This window comes from Lutibacter sp. B1 (genome assembly GCF_012524075.1).
GTDB lineage: Bacteria > Bacteroidota > Bacteroidia > Flavobacteriales > Flavobacteriaceae > Lutibacter.
Genome location: NZ_JAAZUI010000013.1, coordinates 39,753 through 57,490 on the forward strand (window position 1 = coordinate 39,753; position 17,738 = coordinate 57,490).

At 31.8% G+C, this 17,738-nt stretch carries 15 protein-coding genes; 7 read left to right on the plus strand and 8 right to left on the minus strand.

Features of this window, described 5'->3' with window-relative positions; genetic code table 11:
- Positions 1 to 55: 55 nt before the first annotated feature.
- Positions 56 to 1,708 (minus strand): glycoside hydrolase family 5 protein, encoded by a 1,653-nt coding sequence (locus tag HGB55_RS09055; RefSeq protein ID WP_168816574.1) that lies wholly within the window; start codon positions 1,706 to 1,708, stop codon positions 56 to 58.
- 88 nt (positions 1,709 to 1,796) lie between these two features.
- Positions 1,797 to 2,744: a hypothetical protein gene (locus tag HGB55_RS09060; RefSeq protein ID WP_168816575.1), complete on the minus strand. Its 948-nt coding sequence runs from the start codon at positions 2,742 to 2,744 to the stop codon at positions 1,797 to 1,799.
- Between the two features lie 266 nt (positions 2,745 to 3,010).
- On the opposite strand from HGB55_RS09060, the gene HGB55_RS09065 reads away from it, so the two are divergent.
- From HGB55_RS09065 to HGB55_RS09090, 6 genes are all read left to right on the plus strand, one after another.
- Positions 3,011 to 4,345, plus strand: coding sequence for an acetylxylan esterase (locus HGB55_RS09065; protein ID WP_168816576.1), 1,335 nt, complete (start codon positions 3,011 to 3,013; stop codon positions 4,343 to 4,345).
- A 188-nt stretch (positions 4,346 to 4,533) separates the two neighbouring features.
- Positions 4,534 to 5,223, plus strand: a complete 690-nt coding sequence (locus tag HGB55_RS09070) for a hypothetical protein (protein WP_168816577.1) — start codon at positions 4,534 to 4,536, stop codon at positions 5,221 to 5,223.
- Positions 5,124 to 5,375 carry a helix-turn-helix domain-containing protein gene (locus HGB55_RS15660; RefSeq protein ID WP_168816626.1) on the plus strand — a complete coding sequence of 84 codons (252 nt, stop codon included), beginning with the start codon at positions 5,124 to 5,126 and terminating at the stop codon, positions 5,373 to 5,375. Before HGB55_RS09070 ends, HGB55_RS15660 begins: the two co-directional genes overlap by 100 nt.
- A gap of 90 nt (positions 5,376 to 5,465) precedes the next feature.
- Complete coding sequence (locus HGB55_RS09080) at positions 5,466 to 6,779, plus strand: TolC family protein (RefSeq protein WP_168816578.1); 1,314 nt, start codon at positions 5,466 to 5,468, stop codon at positions 6,777 to 6,779.
- Positions 6,780 to 6,797: 18 nt separating this feature from the next.
- Positions 6,798 to 7,886, plus strand: a complete 1,089-nt coding sequence (locus HGB55_RS09085) for an HlyD family secretion protein (RefSeq protein WP_168816579.1) — start codon at positions 6,798 to 6,800, stop codon at positions 7,884 to 7,886.
- A gap of 2 nt (positions 7,887 to 7,888) precedes the next feature.
- On the plus strand, positions 7,889 to 9,496 hold the full coding sequence (locus HGB55_RS09090) for an MFS transporter (protein WP_168816580.1): 1,608 nt from the start codon (positions 7,889 to 7,891) through the stop codon (positions 9,494 to 9,496).
- A 203-nt stretch (positions 9,497 to 9,699) separates the two neighbouring features.
- Here the strand turns inward: HGB55_RS09090 and HGB55_RS09095 are convergent, their stop codons facing one another.
- From HGB55_RS09095 to HGB55_RS09105, 3 genes are all read right to left on the minus strand, one after another.
- Complete coding sequence (locus tag HGB55_RS09095; protein ID WP_168816581.1) at positions 9,700 to 12,039, minus strand: patatin-like phospholipase family protein; 2,340 nt, start codon at positions 12,037 to 12,039, stop codon at positions 9,700 to 9,702.
- 97 nt (positions 12,040 to 12,136) lie between these two features.
- Positions 12,137 to 12,622, minus strand: coding sequence for a hypothetical protein (locus HGB55_RS09100; protein ID WP_168816582.1), 486 nt, complete (start codon positions 12,620 to 12,622; stop codon positions 12,137 to 12,139).
- A 106-nt stretch (positions 12,623 to 12,728) separates the two neighbouring features.
- The gene (locus HGB55_RS09105) at positions 12,729 to 13,205 is read right to left on the minus strand and encodes an Hsp20/alpha crystallin family protein (protein ID WP_168816583.1); all 477 of its coding nucleotides are present in this window, start codon (positions 13,203 to 13,205) and stop codon (positions 12,729 to 12,731) included.
- A gap of 339 nt (positions 13,206 to 13,544) precedes the next feature.
- On the opposite strand from HGB55_RS09105, the gene HGB55_RS09110 reads away from it, so the two are divergent.
- Positions 13,545 to 14,120, plus strand: coding sequence for a TetR/AcrR family transcriptional regulator (locus tag HGB55_RS09110; protein WP_168816584.1), 576 nt, complete (start codon positions 13,545 to 13,547; stop codon positions 14,118 to 14,120).
- A 210-nt stretch (positions 14,121 to 14,330) separates the two neighbouring features.
- Here the strand turns inward: HGB55_RS09110 and HGB55_RS09115 are convergent, their stop codons facing one another.
- From HGB55_RS09115 to HGB55_RS09125, 3 genes are read right to left on the minus strand one after another with little or no spacing between them, the layout of a single operon-like run.
- The gene (locus HGB55_RS09115) at positions 14,331 to 14,648 is read right to left on the minus strand and encodes a hypothetical protein (RefSeq protein ID WP_168816585.1); all 318 of its coding nucleotides are present in this window, start codon (positions 14,646 to 14,648) and stop codon (positions 14,331 to 14,333) included.
- A gap of 16 nt (positions 14,649 to 14,664) precedes the next feature.
- Entirely contained in the window at positions 14,665 to 16,857 is a 2,193-nt protein-coding gene (locus tag HGB55_RS09120) for an AAA family ATPase (RefSeq protein ID WP_211047372.1), read from the minus strand.
- Positions 16,854 to 17,609 carry a hypothetical protein gene (locus HGB55_RS09125; RefSeq protein WP_168816586.1) on the minus strand — a complete coding sequence of 252 codons (756 nt, stop codon included), beginning with the start codon at positions 17,607 to 17,609 and terminating at the stop codon, positions 16,854 to 16,856. Before HGB55_RS09125 ends, HGB55_RS09120 begins: the two co-directional genes overlap by 4 nt.
- Positions 17,610 to 17,738 lie beyond the last annotated feature (129 nt).

Sequence of the window (17,738 nt, forward strand, 5' to 3'; positions counted from 1 at the left end):
TATAAATACTTTAATAATTTCATTTTAAAAATCTAAGACATTCTAATTACTATAATTACTTCAGTAGTTTAGTAAATAAATCAATTAAAGGTTGATTTGCATTTGAAGGATCCGGTAAAGTTCCATAACCTCTATAAAGTCCAAAACTATCTTCATGATAGGAGTGATATGTAAAGTGTATATTGTTTTTTTTGGCAATAGTTACCATATCTTCAACAAATTGAAGTCCACCTTTATTATCTTGAAAACAAGGATAACCTGCACCAAATTCTCCCATATATAAAACAGCATTTTTTGTTTGAGCCCAGTCTGTAAATTTCCCAATAACAGATTCTAAGTATTCTTTATTTCTTTTTAAAATAGGACTATCAGTTGTATAAAAGTCTAATCTTAATTTACAGTAAGAATCATTGGCTGCATTTTCGCCTTTCATCCAACCATTAATTTGATAGTAAAAATTTGGAGTAGGTACAAAACTTACTTTTGAGTTAGTCATATTACAATCATCAGTTGCGTTTTGTATAAAAAGACTCATAGTATCATTGTGACCTTCATTAGTAGCCAAACCGCTTTCTCCAGTATTATTGTTACTCCAATAATTCCAGCTATCCTTACTGTTTAAGTTCATTTCCAGTACGGTCCTAGTAAAATTACCGTTTTCATCATACTCATTTACAACAATATCATCAAAATAAACTTTTCCACCAACATTTCCACCAACCAACGCAGGTCTGGCTATTTTTATGTTTTCATCAGTAATTTTATACAATTCTCCTTCAAAATAATTCCAATTGTTTGTTCCACTTGCTAAAGAAGGATTGTTAAAAGTTGCCGTATACCATTGAACATTTACAACTTCAATTATATTTTCATCAGGATATTTACCACCATCACCTAAATTTGCAAAATCTAATAATTGATGTGTGTAGGAGAGAGGATCATATCCATGAAATTCATATATCAAATTCTCACCGTGCACATTTGGAAAATTCAAATTACTATCTAAAGTATTGCTTCCTTTAACATAAATTGCTTTTTCTATAAATAGTAAATGATTTTTATCAACAGATCTTATTTCATCAATAAGCTTTTGAGCCAATTCTGTCCATTGACTTATAGACGAAGTAGGTACAGGCTCATTTACAGGGCCAAATCCTGCTATTTGGACTTCATCTTTATAACGTTCAGCAATTGCTTTCCAAAGTGCTGCTAAACGATTTTGATTTTCAACATCATCCCATAACGCATCACCGGTTCCTTGAGATTGATAGCCGCCTTGCGGAGCATGCATATTCAAAATAAGATAAATTCCTTTATTTTTAGCCCAAGTTATATTTTTATCTAACCAATCCCATCCGGATTGTTTATAGTTATATGGATTCGTATCATCTTCAAAAGTTCTGTAATTCATATAAAACCGAATAGCGTTCATTCCCATATTTTTCACACGTTGGTAATCTATTTCACTATGATGCGTTTCCGGAGGAACTAATGAATTAGACCATATTTCATTTCCAAAAGCAACTCCTTGTAAATACACAGAATTTTTTGAAGCATCAACTATTTGATTTCCTGAAAGTTGCAATAATAAATTTGGAGTTTCAATTATTGGATCCGGTTCTTCTATTGTAGGTGAAGAATCGTTATCACTACAAGAAAAAAGAACTAAAGAGTATGAAAGTAAAAAATAAAATCGGGCTAATTTCATGTTAAATTGTTAATAACAATATTTGTACTAAATTTAATGAAATTATTTTAACCTTTTCTAAAAAAACATGCTTTATTAAAAGAATCTTTTAATTATGTTTTTTTTTTAGTGGTTGATCTTGAATATACTCTAAATTAAATTTCATTGCAATTTTAGCTTTATTCAATTCGGCTCCTAAATAACCGGCATGACTCATTTGAGAAACTAATTTTTTCTCAAGAATTGCAAGTAATATTGATTCAGGTGAATTCCCTTTGATTATATAACCTGGACGATTGTCTTTAAAATAATGCTTTACTGTTATTTCCTTTCTGTCTAAATCTGTAGTAATTACAAAAAAACCTTTCTCGTCGTAATCTAACGGAATGCGTTTTCCTCCGGGTTTAAGCTCAATAAAAGTTTCTTCTTCCATATCAGTTTGTTCTGATTTTAATAAAACATTTTTTACTTCAATATTATTTTTTAAATCAATTTTACTAATTTTTTTATGCAACAAATCTACTTCTATATTTTCTCTATTATCAATCAATTCTACTTGTTTTAAAAATTGATCTATTTTTTCAATTGAAAGATTTTGTAAAACCGGAAAATGTCCTTGTGCATTTCTAATTCTTTTTTCAGAAGTTATTCCGTGTTTAAATAAACATTGAATAGCTTGTCCTGCCTTAAAAATAGGAGAATCTTTACCGCAAAGTACTAAAACTCTTATATTAGGATTAGAAACTATATTCTTAATAATTTTTTCGATTCCTAAATTAGGCGTATACAAATTGCCTACAATAGCAATGTTTTCCCATTGAGAAATAGGTTGAATTAAATTAGTTGAAGTTAAAGTACAAACCGCAATTGGATGTGTTGCATTTACCACTTTATAATTTCCTGAAACAACCGGCCACTTTTGTTTTGTATTAAAGTTCAGATTCTTAAAAAAATCTTTGACAGAACTTATATTATAAAACATTTTTACAGCCGAATGATTTTCACCATTACTTTTAGTAGGAAATAATTTTGTTAGAAAGTGCATTATTTTTTTCATACATTTCTTTAAATAGGTTTAAAATAGATGCTAAATTTAGCTATTTTGTTAAAAATATAAAGTAATTACTTTAGTACAATTTAAAATAGTTTGGAATAAATCATTTATTATTAGAAGGTACATGATTTTAATTATTCAACTATACTTTTTGATAAAATTTAATTTTGTACTTTATAATTGATTCAAGTTTGCGTAATTTTATGCAAAGAATACATAACCCTCATGAATAAATATCTTTACTTACTTATTTTTCTTATTAGCATTCAATGAAAAAAACAACACTTCTAAATTTGGTATTACTTTTAGTAAGCTGGTTGAGTTTTGCTCAATATTCACAAGCAGAAAGAGACAGCATTGAAAAACTCAACAAAGAAGATCATCAGCAAATAATGTATCAGTTAGGAATTACAAAGTTGAGACCGGGTCCTTCTGGAAATCCGAACGATGCCAATGCAGCCAATACTGATGAATCTAAAGCAAAACAGTATAAGGAGCTTCCAAATCCTCTTATTTTTAATAATGGTACACCGGTAAATAATTCCAATCAATGGGAAGAAAGAAAAAAGGAACTTTTTGAGCTTTTTGACAATGAAATTTACGGCCGTACACCTAAAAATATTCCAAATGTAACTTGGGAAATTATTAATGAAAAAGATACTTTAGAAGGAGAAATACCTGTAAAAATAAAAGAGTTAATAGGTATTGTAGATAACTCATCGTATCCGGAAATTTCAGTAGCAATTCAAATGACAGTTGGTACACCGCTTGCTGTTTCAAAATCTGTTCCTCTAGTAATAGAATTTGGCTGGGATATGACAAAATTCAAAAATTGGCCTCAACCTTCCGTACCATCATGGAAAGAGCAACTTCTAAAAAAAGGATGGGCATATGCTATTATAATTCCTGCAAGTTTTCAAGCTGATAATGATGCCGGACTTACACAAGGTATTATAGGATTGATAAATAAAGGGAAACGCAGAAAACCTGACGATTGGGGAACGCTTAAAGCATGGAGTTGGGGAGCAAGTAAAGCAATTGATTACTTTGAAACTACTCCCGAAATTGACACAAAAAAAATAGCGATAGAAGGGCTTTCACGTTATGGAAAAGCTGCTATTGTAGCGATGGCTTACGAACCTAGAATTTCAGTTGGTTTTATAGGATCTTCAGGTGCCGGAGGTACTAAAATATTAAGACGAAATTTAGGTGAACAAGTAGAGAATTTAGCCTCATCGGCAGAATACCATTGGTTTGCAGGAAATTTTATAAAATATGCCGGTACTCTGCAAGTTAATGATTTACCGGTTGATGCTCACGAGCTTATAGCTTTATGTGCTCCACGACCAGTTTTTATAAGTGCCGGTTCTTCACAAGTGGAAGGGCATTGGGTAGATGCAAAAGGAATGTTTCTAGGTGGAGTTTATGCAAGTCCTGTTTATGAACTATTAGGTAAAAAAGGGTTACGAACTACGGAATTTCCTCTACAGGAAACAAATTTAGCAGATGGAGAAATTGCATTCAGACAACATGAAGGAGGACATACTACATATCCCAACTGGCCTTATTTTATAGAGTTTGCCAGTAGATATTTTGAAGATTAATAAAATTAGAATACAATCAAAATTTTTAAGTGTTAGCTCCTATTTGAAAAATAACAGATTAGTGAATAAAGACTTTTTTTGACAGCTAACAAAAGGAGGGAAGTGTAGTTTGAATAGATTGAAAAAAAGTTTACTTTCTTTATTTTGTATATTGCATCAGATACAAATGTTTATCAAAAAAATATTGAATGCAAAAAAAAATTAACCAACAAATAAGAATTTATAATAAAGAAAGTTTACTTAATCAGATTGTTACTGGTAAATCATATCATTCTTCACTAACATCAATACTTGTTATAAAGAAAGGGTATATCACTTTTTTGAACACGTTTGAAACAATAACCTTAACAGAAAATAAAGTCCTTTTTTTATTTCCAAAAGGTATTTTTGAACTTATTGAAATGAGTGAAGATCTTGAAATAAGCATCATAGCAATTAATGTTGATTTATTTTCTCAAATTTCTTATGATTTTAACAGATATAGTTTATACCAATTTTTAACATCTAATTATTTAAATCATTTTAACATTTCAAAAGCAACAATTAAGGAACTTTGGGTGTTAATTGATCTTTTAAAATCAAATCTGCAAAAAAATCAAAATAAGTATAATAAGACAATCTTATTAAGTTTGATAACTGTTATTTTATATACTGTAATTGAAGCTTTGGATAAAAGTAACAGCTCAATTGGCGATATTGATATGAATAGAAAACAAGAGCTGGTACTCAATTTTTTAAAACTGTTATCAGAGAATTTTAAAGAAAACAGGAAAGTTTCATTTATGCAGATAAGCTTTCAGTCACATCACGTCACTTATCGGCAACAGTTAAAAAGGTCACCCAAAAAACAGCAAATCAAGTTATTCATCAATTTGTAATTTCAGAAGCAAAAACACTTTTAAATACAACTACAAAACAAATCGCGCAAATAGCATTAGAACTTAATTTTAAAGATCAATACTGTTTTAGTAAATTTTTTAAAAAAAATACAGAATTCAGTCCTACCAAATTCCGCAGTAAAAACAAATAATCTTACATTTTTACATCATTTTAAGTTTTTTTGACATTTTTAAGCATTCTATTTAGCATAACCTTGCATTAAATTTAGAAATGTTTATAAATGAAGGTAAAAAGATGTTTTTTAATAGCAATGGTACTTGTATATTCTGTAGGTTTCTCACAAGATACAATACAACAAAAATTGTCTATTAATGAGATTACAAAATTAGCTTTAGAAAATAATCAAGCATTAAAAGTATCCCGAAAATCTATTGATATTGCCCAACAGCAAACAGAAATATATAAGCAAAATCAGTTACCAAATGTGTCTTTTGATGCTACTGCTATGTACCTTGGAGATGCTGTTATTTTAGACAAAGACTTTTCCAAACAGGCTACTGTTGATATGCCTCATTTTGGAAATACATTTTCTGTACAGGCACAACAAGTTATTTATAAAGGAAATGCAATAAATAATACCATAGAAATTGGCTCTTTACAAGAACAATTAGCAGGTTTAGATGTTGAAAATGATGAACTTTCCATAAAGTTTTTAGTGATAGCTAATTATTTGGATTTGTATAAACTATACAACCAAAAACAAGTGTACTTAGAAAATATAAAATTAGCAAAAAAACGAATTGAAAATGTTACTAATTTTTATAATCAAGGTATGGTTACACGTAATGAAGTAATACGTGGCAATTTACTTTTAGCATCTTTAAACCAAGCGGTTGTAACCATAAATAGCAATATTACTATTTTAAATAAGCAATTAACAACAGCTTTGGGTTTACCGGAAAACACACAAATTATCCCTGATGATGCTACATTAAACTTAAATATATCGTTACAAGAATTTGCATCTTATAAAGAAGAAGCCTTAAAGAATCATCCTGATATTAAATCAGTTCAACTGCAAAAAGATTTAGCCGAAACAAGTTTAGATATCACAAAATCAGAAAAACTGCCAACTTTAGCAGGGTTTGGAGGTTATAATATGCAACGCCCAATTACAAGTACAAACCCAATTACTGATATGTACAGCAACAGCTGGCAAGTAGGAGTTTCTTTATCCTATGATATAGAATCTCTTTACAAAACACCTAAAAAAGTTAAGTTAGATCAGCTTAAAATAGATCAGATTTTAGAATTGGAAGAAATGGAAAAACAAAATTTAGAAGTAGCAGTAAAAGCTGCTTATTTAAAATACAATGAAGCTGTTTCTCAACGAAATACATATCTAGAAAGTAAACGCTTAGCAGAAGAAAACTATAGGATCATAGAAAAAAAATATTTAAATCAATTAGCATTGGTTGTTGATATGTTGGATGCCAGTAATTCAAAATTAGACGCTGAACTTCAATATATAAACTCAGAAATTAATATTATTTATACCTACTATAATTTATTAAAAACAACAGGAGAATTATAATCACTAAAAGAACTATAAATGGCAGAAAATAATACAGAAAATCAGGAAAATAACAGTACTGATAATTCTACAAAAAAGAATAATAAAAAATTAGTGTTTTATATCAATTTATTAGTGTTCTTAGTAGCCCTTACAGCTCTAATATTTGTTATTAAATACTATTTTCATATAGGTGATAAAAATTATACAAATGACGCGCAAATTGAAGCCTATATAAACCCTATTAACACTCGTGTTTCAGCTTATATTAATGAAATTCGTTTTGAAGAACATCAAAAGGTTAAAAAAGGAGATACGCTAATTATATTAGATGATAGTGAAATTAAAACAAATGTAACACAAGCAGAAGCAGCTCTTTTAAATGCTATTGCAGCAAAAAAAACTACCCATTCCTCAATTAATACCATATCTAATAATAAAAATGTAATTGACGCTAATATTGCAGGAGCTAAATCTAATCTTTGGAATGCAGAGAAAAACTTAAATCGTTACAAAAATTTATTACAAGAGGAGGCGGTTACGCAACAACAATATGATGCTGTAAAAACACAGTACGATGCTGCAAAATCTCAGTACGAATCTTTATTGGGGCAAAGAAAATCTGTTACTTATTCTGTTGTAGAAATGGGAGGTAGAATAGATATGAATGAAGCAGCTATAAAACAAGCAGAAGCTGCTTTAGAAATGGCAAAATTAAATCTGTCGTATACAATTATTACAGCACCTTATGATGGGGTTATGGGACGAAGAATTGTAAACGAAGGTCAATTATTAAATCCTAGTCAACAAGTTGCCACCATTGTAAAAGATCAACAAAAATGGGTAATTGCCAATTATAGAGAGACGCAATTTGAAGAAATAGCTATAGGCAAAACTATGGAAATAGAAGTAGATGCCTTAGACGGGAAAAAATTTAAAGGTGTTGTAACTGCCATTTCAGCAGCTACAGGATCAAAATATTCTACAATTCCGGTAGATAACTCTACAGGTAATTTTGTTAAAGTACAACAAAGAATTCCTGTTCGTATCGATTTTACTGAAGAAAATACTAAAGAAGATTTAGAACTTTTACGGGTAGGTATGAATGTTAATATTGTTATAGATTAACTATGTATAACCAAGGATTATTCAAGGATTGGGTACCTAAGCCTGTAATGCTGTTGCTTATCGTTATATTTTTATTACCACTGTTAGTGGTTAGTGGTATTTATACTGCAAATTTTAGTGTAATGATGAGTGATTTAGGTATTTATTCTGAATATTTATCCTTGGCTAATTATGCGACATTTATTGGTATGGGAGCAGTTTTACCTCTTATATTGCGTGTTAAAATGCGTTTTAGAAGTAAAGAGCTTATGATAACCAGTTTATTAATGATCGCATTATTTTCAATGGTTATTATTACTACAGCAAATCCGTATGTACTTATTTTTTCAAATTTCTTTATTGGATTTTTCAAGATTTTAGCTCTTATCGAATTAATTCTCCCGTTGGTATTTATTTTAAGTCCAGATGGTGATAGATCTAATTTTTACTCTGTATTTTATCCATTAAGTATCTCAACGGCACAATTAAGCTCTTATTTATTTGCTAAAATAGCCTATAATTTAGAATGGAGATCGGTTTATATTATAATGGTAATCATTATATTAACTTTGGCTTTATTGGCAGTTATTTTTATGCATAATCTTCGTTTTTCGAGAAAACTACCATTGTATTATATTGATGGATTAAGTATTTTACTTTATGTTATATCATTTTCACTCCTTAGTTATGTGTTAGTTTTTGCCGAACAACAAGCTTGGTACACATCACCTAATATACAATGGGCTACAATAGGATTTATAGTGATATCTACCTTATTTATTATCAGACAAAGGGAACTGAAACGCCCTTTTGTACCTTTAAGTATTTTTAAAAGCAGAAAATTTATACGAGGATTTACACTTTTAATGGGTTTAGGAATGTTTTTGGCTTCAACCTCAATCCAAAGCACATTTACCATTGGTATTTTAGGGTATGACTCACCTACAAATAATTTATTAAATTATGCAATGGTACCGGGTATTATTTTAGGAGGGATCTATGCTTTTTTTTGGTATAGAAAAAATTTACCTACCAAGTTTTTGATTCTTTCAGGTATCTTATTTTATACGTTACATTTTGTTATAATGTATTTTTTAATAAGTCCTCAAATTGAAATAAACTATTTAATTTTACCTTCAATTTTAAAAGGATTAGGGATGACCATATTATTTATAAGTATATGGTATTATGCACTAGATGGTTTCGATATGAATGAAACATTAGCAGCTGTAGCATTGACCCTTCTTGTTCGGTCTGTGGTAAGTGTAGCATTTGCCGGAGCACTTTATTCTTGGATATATTATAAGTTACAATTACAAGGATTAGAAAATATAGCCATTCATATGGATGCTGTAACATTATCTCCAAAGGGTGGAGGACTTGCTGTTTATGGAAGGTCAAGACTACAAGCTATTTTAACAGCTACTAAAACAGTGTATGGTTATTCAATAATTGCAAGTATTATGATTATGATTTATACACTGTCATTACGTTTTGACAATACCTATTACAGAAGGCTAATATTTATTAGAAAAATAATTAAAGGAGAATCTATAAGAGGCTATAACTTCAAAAGACAAAAAGGTACTGTTGAATCTATTGCTGCAGGTACAGGTGCAGTAGGAGTATAAATTAACTGTTAACTAAAACAGCTTATACACCGCAAGGGAGTTTATTATTTTTATCATTTGTAAAGGCAGGAATCTTTTAAAATGTGAAGGAGTAGATTCCTGCTTTCGTAGGAATGACAGATTCTTAATCAACCAAAAACATATCTAATTTTCAGATACTTTTAAATAAAACTCTCGTTAAAATAAACTTAATCAACTATTTATCAATTTGTTCTGCTTAGGTTGAATCCTATACCAATAAAAAATCGAACTTTATTCGTGCTATTAACCCACGATACATCAAAATTAACCGGTCCCAACATAGAATCATATGAAAACGTTGCGCCGGAAGATAAAAGCAAACTGGCTTCAACAGCATCTTCCCACTTTCCATCTGCTGAAAAAGCATCTTCTATATAATCGTCAAAATCACCAAAACCAACCGAAGCTATATGAAAATGTGGCGTAACATATATTTTATTTATAGGATTTAATTGTACACCCAAATTCAGTTTCATAAATTGGCTTGTAAACAATTCACCTTCATTCAATCCTGGGAATATATAGTTATCATTCCTTGGATCAATAGAAACGCCTCCTAAAAAATATTTTGCACCAATTCCATAATCTTCAAAAGAAATATCATTGCTTTTGATATTATCCTGAAATATAAAACCGCTTGTAGCACCAATAATAGCTGTAATTTTATTTTTTAATTGAAACCTTTTTTCATAATCCAAACTTAATTTACTGTAATCATTAGTAGAGCCGCTTATATTAGGAATGGTTGAATTATAAAATTCCACATCAACATCACTTTTAATTGATCTACTTAAATATCCCTTTAAAAAAGTTCCATTGGTAGCAAAAAACACTTTATTAAAACTGTTATGAATGTATTGTGCATTTATTTCAATCGTATTTAAATCGTATTTATTAAGTTCAAATACATTGTTATTATATTTAGGATTTACTTTTGGTTTTAAATGAGTATTTTGATATTGTAATCCAATACCTACATAGCTTTTTAAAGAATTTAAATTTCTGTTTATTTGATTGTTGAAGTCAAAGTATCTATACTTCATGTTATCAACATTTTCTCCTTGGATAAAAATATCTTGTTCTAATTGATGTCCATATATTTCTGACCGCCACCACCAATTTCTGTCTGAACCAAAATTTTTCTGATATTGAATTCTCAATCTAGGTTCTTCTGCAATATCTAAAGTTACAAGAGATCGGGAAGCTCTTCCTATAACATTTCTACCTACATAATTTACAATCAACCCTACACCATGGTAGCTATCATAATGCAACGATCCATTAACATGATGTTTTGATTTTTCAAATCCATTCAATTGTAATCCTTTTTTATCGCCATCAGTATAAGGGTTAAAAGTAATATGGCTAAAAATGGTGGTTCCCATTGCTCTGTTAATACCTTCAAATAAATCTTCTCTAGTATACTTTTTACGAGGCTGAATATTAGTTCTTGCCTTTACCATTGCCAAATTACTTTTACTGATATTATTATATACAATGGTGTCTAAAATAATTTCATCATTTACATCAGGAAGTTTATGCGTATGTTGCTTAAATTCTTTGAGTTTCTCCGATAAATCTATTAATGCACTCATGTTTTCAGCAGTTGCTATTTTTCCTTCTTCGTAAATAGCTACACCATTATCAAAATCGCCGGTAGAGTAGGTTAGATGCGGTGTATGATCAATCAATATATTGCATAAAGCTTTATTTTCAGGGTTTTTAAGATTGCTATGCAACATTCCTGTTTGAAAAAGTAGAGTACCAATATTGTCCAATTTTTCTTTGGGTTCCATACCACCACCAACATCACTGCCAATAATAATATCTGCTCCTAAATTTTTGGCTACATCAACGGGGAAATTATTAAGAACACCACCATCTATTAAAAGCGTTTTTTCATAAGAAACAGGTGAAAAAGCACCGGGTATAGACATACTGGCTCTCATGGCAAAAGCCAAGTTCCCATGATCTAAAATAACCTCTGTACCATTTACAATATCAGTTGCTATGGCACGAAAAGGAATAGAAAGGTTGTCAAAATCAGATATATTATAGGCAGCATAAGTTAAGTTAGAGAGAAAAGCTCTAAGATTTTGATCATTCAAAATGAAGGAAGTAGGTTTAATTTTACCTTCAACTATATCCATCCCAACTAGATACCTATTGAATTCGCTTTTTTCTTCAACACTTACATTTCTTAACGAAACACCTCCACCTATCAGTTTGTCCCAATTGGCATTTTTGGCAATATTTGCAATGCTATCACCGGAATATCCCATGGAATATAATCCGCCTACAATACTACCCATACTGTTACCAACTAACAAATCGGGAACAATACCTAAGGAATCGAGTTTTTGGAGTAAAGGGATATGTGCCAAACCTTTTGCACCACCACCGCTTAAAACTAAAGCAACTTTAGGTTTTTTATTCTCTTTTGAAATTTGCGCTGTATTTTGTGCAGATGTAAATTGAGTATATGTACTTAAAAAAATAAGTAGAAATAAAAGTTTTTTCATTCTTGAAAAATAATTCAAATTATTTCATTTTTCAAATTATTTTCAAGATTTTAATTATGAATTAAACATGCTAATTAGAAGGGGATTATTTCCCCTTTTATTTTTTATTTTCCTCTTCTGACTTTTTAAATTCAGATTGATATTTTTCCAAAAACTTCTTCTGTCTTTCAACCATTCGTTCTCTTATTTTATCTATATCCATAAAGTCTTTACCAAAATTGCTATTAAAAAAATCATCATTAAAAAAGTTTTTACTAAAAAGTGAATCTTGAGCAAAAACATCATCAAACCCTTGATTTTTAAGATATGAAAAATCACTAAAAAATTTTGATTTGAATGATTGCAATAAGCTATCCTTATCTAACAATGTTAAATCATCATATTTTCCATCAGAAGACCAAGAATAAATACTATCATATTTAATTAAATTGCCATTTTCATCAAATTCTTTATTAACTCTCCAAGTTCCTTTAGGTTGTTCAACTGTTTTTTCTTTAGGTTTTTCTTTATTGGCTTCATTGTTTTGACCGTTACAACTAATACTCAATAAAGCTATCATTAAAAGTGAAATATATTTTTTCATTGCTTTTATTTTTAGTTATACAATTCACATTAATTAATAGAATTTAAAATTAATTATAAAGGAGGAGGCCGGCTTAGCAGCCTCCAACTATAATAATCAGGAACAATTAAGAAATTTTGATAGTTCTAGCAGGTTTTTGTTTAGCCTCTTCTTTTTTTGGCAAAAGAATACTTAAAATACCTTCTTTGTAACTTGCATCTATCTTATCATTATTTACGCTTTCAGGTAATGTAAAAATTCTTTTGAACGAAGAATAACCGAACTCTCTACGTATATAGTTTTCTTCTTTTTGTTCATTTTCATCCTTTATCTCTGCAGAGATTGATAGCACTTGATTGTCAAGGTCAATATGGAAATCCGATTTCTTTAATCCGGGAACAGCCATCTCTACTACAAAAGCATCTGCCGTTTCCTTGATGTTTACTTTTGGTAGTGTAATACCTGTATTAAAATTTGAAGTAAGTACTGATGGTAGATCTCTGTTAAAGATATCATCTAACCAATTAGACCAAGTTGGGAAGTTTCTGTTTGAATTAGTGTTTGCTAAACCTCCGTTTTTAGGAACATTAACTAAATTGCTCATAATAACAAAATTTTAAATTAAACATTAAATCAAATTTGAAATCTTAATCGACTTCGATACTAACTAAACAAATGAAATGCCAAAATGCAAAGAGGTATTTTTTTACCTTATTTTCTAATAAATTGACCTATTTATGCTAAAATAAATGTCAATCTGACAGAAAATTGTTTTAGAAGTATTAGTTAGTATATTTTATTGTGTCTTTTTAATATTTTAAATGTTCTAAAATGTCTATCTTGCTATATTATTCTAAAAAAATAAGGGAAATAACTTATTAAAATTATAATAACGTTTTATTCTAATAATCATTAATATATAACCAAAAAATAATACATTATCATGGTTGAAGGAGAAATTGGAACTTCAGAAAAAATATTAAACGCAGCATATACTTGCATTTTAACTAGAGGGTATGCAAATGTTTCTATGCGAGATATTGCCAAAGAAGCAAATGTAGCTCTTAGTCAAATTAATTATTACTATAAAAATAAAGAAGGTTTGTTTGATGCAGTACTTAATTCTTTAAAAGAAAAAGTTGTACAAAATATTGAAATCAAATTACAACAAATAGATACTACTCAAGACAGAATGGCTTTTTTAATTGCATATTGTAATGAATTAGTTACTAAAAATACCGAAATATACCGATTAATAGTAGACTTCTTTAGTATGGCAATGTGGTCTGAATCTTTTAGTAAATCTCTAAAAGAATTTTTAAAAGAAGTATATGGGAAGATTGAGCAATATATTGAAAATGATTATATTGAAAATAAAAACATACAAGCATCTTCTCCTAATTTATTAATTAGAGTTATGATTGGATCTATTTTTGGGATTGCTATGCATTATATTTTGGATAATGACGATAATGAAATTTTAGAAGGGATACATATTATTGAATCTGTAATTCAATAATATGTAATTCTTTAAATAATACTCAGAACAAATTAACGAGGTATTAAAATAATTTCAATTGATTATTCTTCAAGCATATATAATCTTTCCCAATATCTAAAGTTATTATATAGGTTTCAACCTTATCAAAGCAACAAGAGTTCAGCTAATTGCTCAAAAGAGAAAACAAACAGGGAGACGAGTGGGAGAGTAAATTCCATTTACAACTTGTCACCATTTTTTAGGTTGTTTACGTATTCGGCTGTAGATGATTATTGCTACAGCACCACCAATCATACCGCCACCAGCATCACCTAAGAGCGCAAAGAACGAGTTGCTTTCACCAACAACCAAGCCAACCAATTGTCCCAATAAAATTCCTCCAACACATCCGGCGATGATTTTTATCTTAGTCTGTTTTACATTTTTCAACTTGCGCTTTTTTTCTGCAATATATGCACCGGATATGCCCATCACAGTTTGCATAATGAGAACCATAAAGAAGTAGATGATGTTTATGTTCTCGTTTATTTCATTAATAATATTCATGTGGGTTTCCTCTTGCTTATGTTGCCTGATGTACAGGATATATTTTTTTCATAATGTTACTTAGTGCTTTTTCAAAGTGAACACCTTTAACCTGAAATTGTACTTTTGCTTGTGTGTTTGGCTGTGCTTCAACCGAATCTGCAATTGCATGCATCTTTGCCTGCTGGCACATCGCTGCTAAATGTGCCCCATTAAGCCCTTCGCTGGCATCCGCCAAAGTAGGAAGATCTACATCAGTCCCAAGTGGAACCTGCTGGCAATGTACCTGCAAAATTGATAGACGAGACTCACGATCAGGTGCCGGTAAATCAAGAACCAAGTCGAAACGACCTGGTCTTAGAAGTGCAGGATCTATTAAATCAGGACGGTTTGTTGCGGCTAAAACCACCACACCCGCTTCGCCATTACTAATTGCATCGAACTCTAGCAAAAATTGACCGACCATTCGGTCACTGATTTGCCCGTCTCCAGTGCTTTGACCACGTGTAGGCACGATAGTATCAATTTCGTCGAAAAAGATAATAGACGGGGCAGACTGACGAGCACGTCTAAACACTTCACGAATACCTCGTTCAGATTCACCCACCCATTTGGAAAGCAGTTCTGGACCTCTTGCTACAATAAAATTCACTTCTGTTGTTGTACCTACGGCTTGTCCCAGCAAAGTCTTTCCAGTTCCGGAGTCTCCGGTCAATAAGATGCCACTAGGTATGTGTGCACCAGCTTGGTGAAAACGATCGCCATAGATTAATGGCCATTCGATTGATTGTTTTAGAAGACGTTTCTGCTCAGTAAGACCACCAATATCTTCCCAATGTGTTTCAGGAACATCTGTAGCCATTTCGCGCATAGAAGACAGATGGAAATTAGCTAAAGCCTCTTGGAAATGTTCCATACGTACGAATAATGATGCATCTGCTTCCGTTATCGATCGATCACGGACACATATCATACCGGCTTCACGACACAGTGCAGCAAGATCTGCTCCAAAGAAACCATGGGTTATCGCTGCTATGCGTTCAAGGTCAGCATTGGCTGCCAAGGGCATAAAGCGAGAATGTATTTTGAGTATTTCTAAACGCCCAGCCTTGTTAGGTGGTGTAATAGCTATCTCACGGTCGAAACGACCCGGACGGCGCAAAGCCGGATCAACATTGTTTGGAAGATTAGTTGCTGCCATTACCACTATTTTACCGCGTGAAGACACTCCATCCATTAGAGCGAGCAATTGCCCTACCACTCGCTTTTCAACTTCACCGAGCACAGTTTCTCGGTTTGGAGCAATAGTGTCAATTTCATCGATAAATAAGATAGCTGTTTCATGTTCCTGTGCCTCTTCAAATACATTACGTAGCATTTCCTCGGATTCTCCATAATGTTTTTGGATAATCTCAGGAGCGTTAACCAAGAGGAAAAAAGCATCCGTTTGTTGTGCAACCGTACGAGCTATCAACGTTTTACCACACCCGGGAGGTCCATAAAGCAACAAACCGCGCGGTGCATCAACACCGAGTTGCTCAAATAGCTCCGGATTTTTGAGTGGAAGTTCGACCATCTCACGGATACGTGCCAATTCATTTGAAAGACCTCCTACATCTTGGTATGAAGCCCTGCGCTCCATTCTATCTATTATATCAACCTTCGTGTCTTGAGTTATCAAAACAACACCTTCAGAATCCGTTTCAATCACACGAAGGCGAGTACCTTCGTAATCAAGTAAGCTACCAACAACAAAAACTCGGTTAATAGCCAAAGATTTTATTAAATGAGAAAATTCTGTCTTGTCACCATTATTAATACCAAGTTGATTCGCAATTTCGCTGATGCGCGATAATGGCTTAAGGATTGAGTGATTGCCATTTCTCCGATTATTTCCAGTTGGCTGAACACGTCCAGCAATAGTGAAAACAATGCGTTTAGCCGAAGTAACCTCAGCGAGTTTGAGTTCCACGACCTCTCCCTCTTGTACACCGCAGCTTGCCTGTAATAGAGGACCGAAGCTGATACTACCGGATGGCACAGAATCATCTGCTACCAAACTCCCGGTAGCATGCGCTACTGCTGTTAAGATAACCGCATCGCCAACCTTCCAGCTTTTGGCTGTTAGGTCGGCGGGGTTTAAAGCTACATCATCATTTTTTCTTTTAGTCTTATCAGGAGAGTGTCCTGAGAGCGACTTAAATATTAATAAGTTACTAGGGTTCATCATCTCTGACCTCCTTGCTTACGACTAATCGCTTGTGCAACTCCCGGAGTAGCAGCTACACGTACCCGCTTGATATCCTTAACCATATAAGGTCCAAAAAGAAATGTGAACAGACCATAGCTGATAAAGGCAACATGGAATGACCAATAGCCATTTAATGCCAATGGGCCTGTCTTGAAATATGGCAAAAAGGTAAGTGGAAGGAATGATAATCCTGAGAACAATGCGATTGCCGCCACCCACTTAGGTACAAATCCAGGTTTTGTTTTATCTTTCATAACCAAAATAAAGATTGCCAAAACCTCTATTGTAGTAATCCAATAAGTCATATCAAAGAAATACCAACCAATGAAGTGAACCATTTTGATGGTTTCAGCAGGTGCAATAGCTGCATTTTCAGCACACCACGCCCACATAGCAGGTACAAACATCAGCACCCAACCGGTTAGCAAACCTCCGCAAAGCTGGATGAGTGAAAGGATTGGTACGGGTTCACGACGCCACATTTGAACAGTTACCTGAACCGCCCATACCAGATACAGAATTCCAAATGCAGTAGAAAGCGATTGCCCAAGCAAGATACTATCTTGGTATTTTAGATAGTAATTATCGACAAGTTCTTGAGCAGTAAAACTAGGATTGGGTGGCGGATAGTTATGTCCTAAAACTACCCAAGCTAAGCCATACAACACTACGAATGCAGGACCACACCACGCAGCCCAGATTTGAATTTTTGATGATAGTGATTTGTCCATTTTTTTCTTCTTTAAATTATACTTATATTTATAATTCGTACGTACGAACTAATTTGTATAAATGTAATAATTATTTTAAAACAAGAAACTTATTTTAAAAAATATATAACTTACAATCAAAAAAAAACA

Bases quoted from the DNA above. Each gene is read 5' to 3' on its own strand.
- HGB55_RS09105 (WP_168816583.1), bottom strand. From the start codon at position 13,205: ATGAGCAATTTAGTTAATGTTCCTAAAAACGGAGGTTTAGCAAACACT.
- HGB55_RS09095 (WP_168816581.1), bottom strand. From the start codon at position 12,039: ATGAAAAAACTTTTATTTCTACTTATTTTTTTAAGTACATATACTCAA.
- HGB55_RS09120 (WP_211047372.1), bottom strand. From the start codon at position 16,857: ATGATGAACCCTAGTAACTTATTAATATTTAAGTCGCTCTCAGGACAC.
- HGB55_RS09085 (WP_168816579.1), top strand. From the start codon at position 6,798: ATGGCAGAAAATAATACAGAAAATCAGGAAAATAACAGTACTGATAAT.
- HGB55_RS09090 (WP_168816580.1), top strand. From the start codon at position 7,889: ATGTATAACCAAGGATTATTCAAGGATTGGGTACCTAAGCCTGTAATG.
- HGB55_RS09060 (WP_168816575.1), bottom strand. From the start codon at position 2,744: ATGAAAAAAATAATGCACTTTCTAACAAAATTATTTCCTACTAAAAGT.
- HGB55_RS09125 (WP_168816586.1), bottom strand. From the start codon at position 17,609: ATGGACAAATCACTATCATCAAAAATTCAAATCTGGGCTGCGTGGTGT.
- HGB55_RS09115 (WP_168816585.1), bottom strand. From the start codon at position 14,648: ATGAATATTATTAATGAAATAAACGAGAACATAAACATCATCTACTTC.
- HGB55_RS09070 (WP_168816577.1), top strand. From the start codon at position 4,534: ATGCAAAAAAAAATTAACCAACAAATAAGAATTTATAATAAAGAAAGT.
- HGB55_RS09055 (WP_168816574.1), bottom strand. From the start codon at position 1,708: ATGAAATTAGCCCGATTTTATTTTTTACTTTCATACTCTTTAGTTCTT.
- HGB55_RS09110 (WP_168816584.1), top strand. From the start codon at position 13,545: ATGGTTGAAGGAGAAATTGGAACTTCAGAAAAAATATTAAACGCAGCA.
- HGB55_RS09100 (WP_168816582.1), bottom strand. From the start codon at position 12,622: ATGAAAAAATATATTTCACTTTTAATGATAGCTTTATTGAGTATTAGT.
- HGB55_RS09080 (WP_168816578.1), top strand. From the start codon at position 5,466: ATGAAGGTAAAAAGATGTTTTTTAATAGCAATGGTACTTGTATATTCT.
- HGB55_RS09065 (WP_168816576.1), top strand. From the start codon at position 3,011: ATGAAAAAAACAACACTTCTAAATTTGGTATTACTTTTAGTAAGCTGG.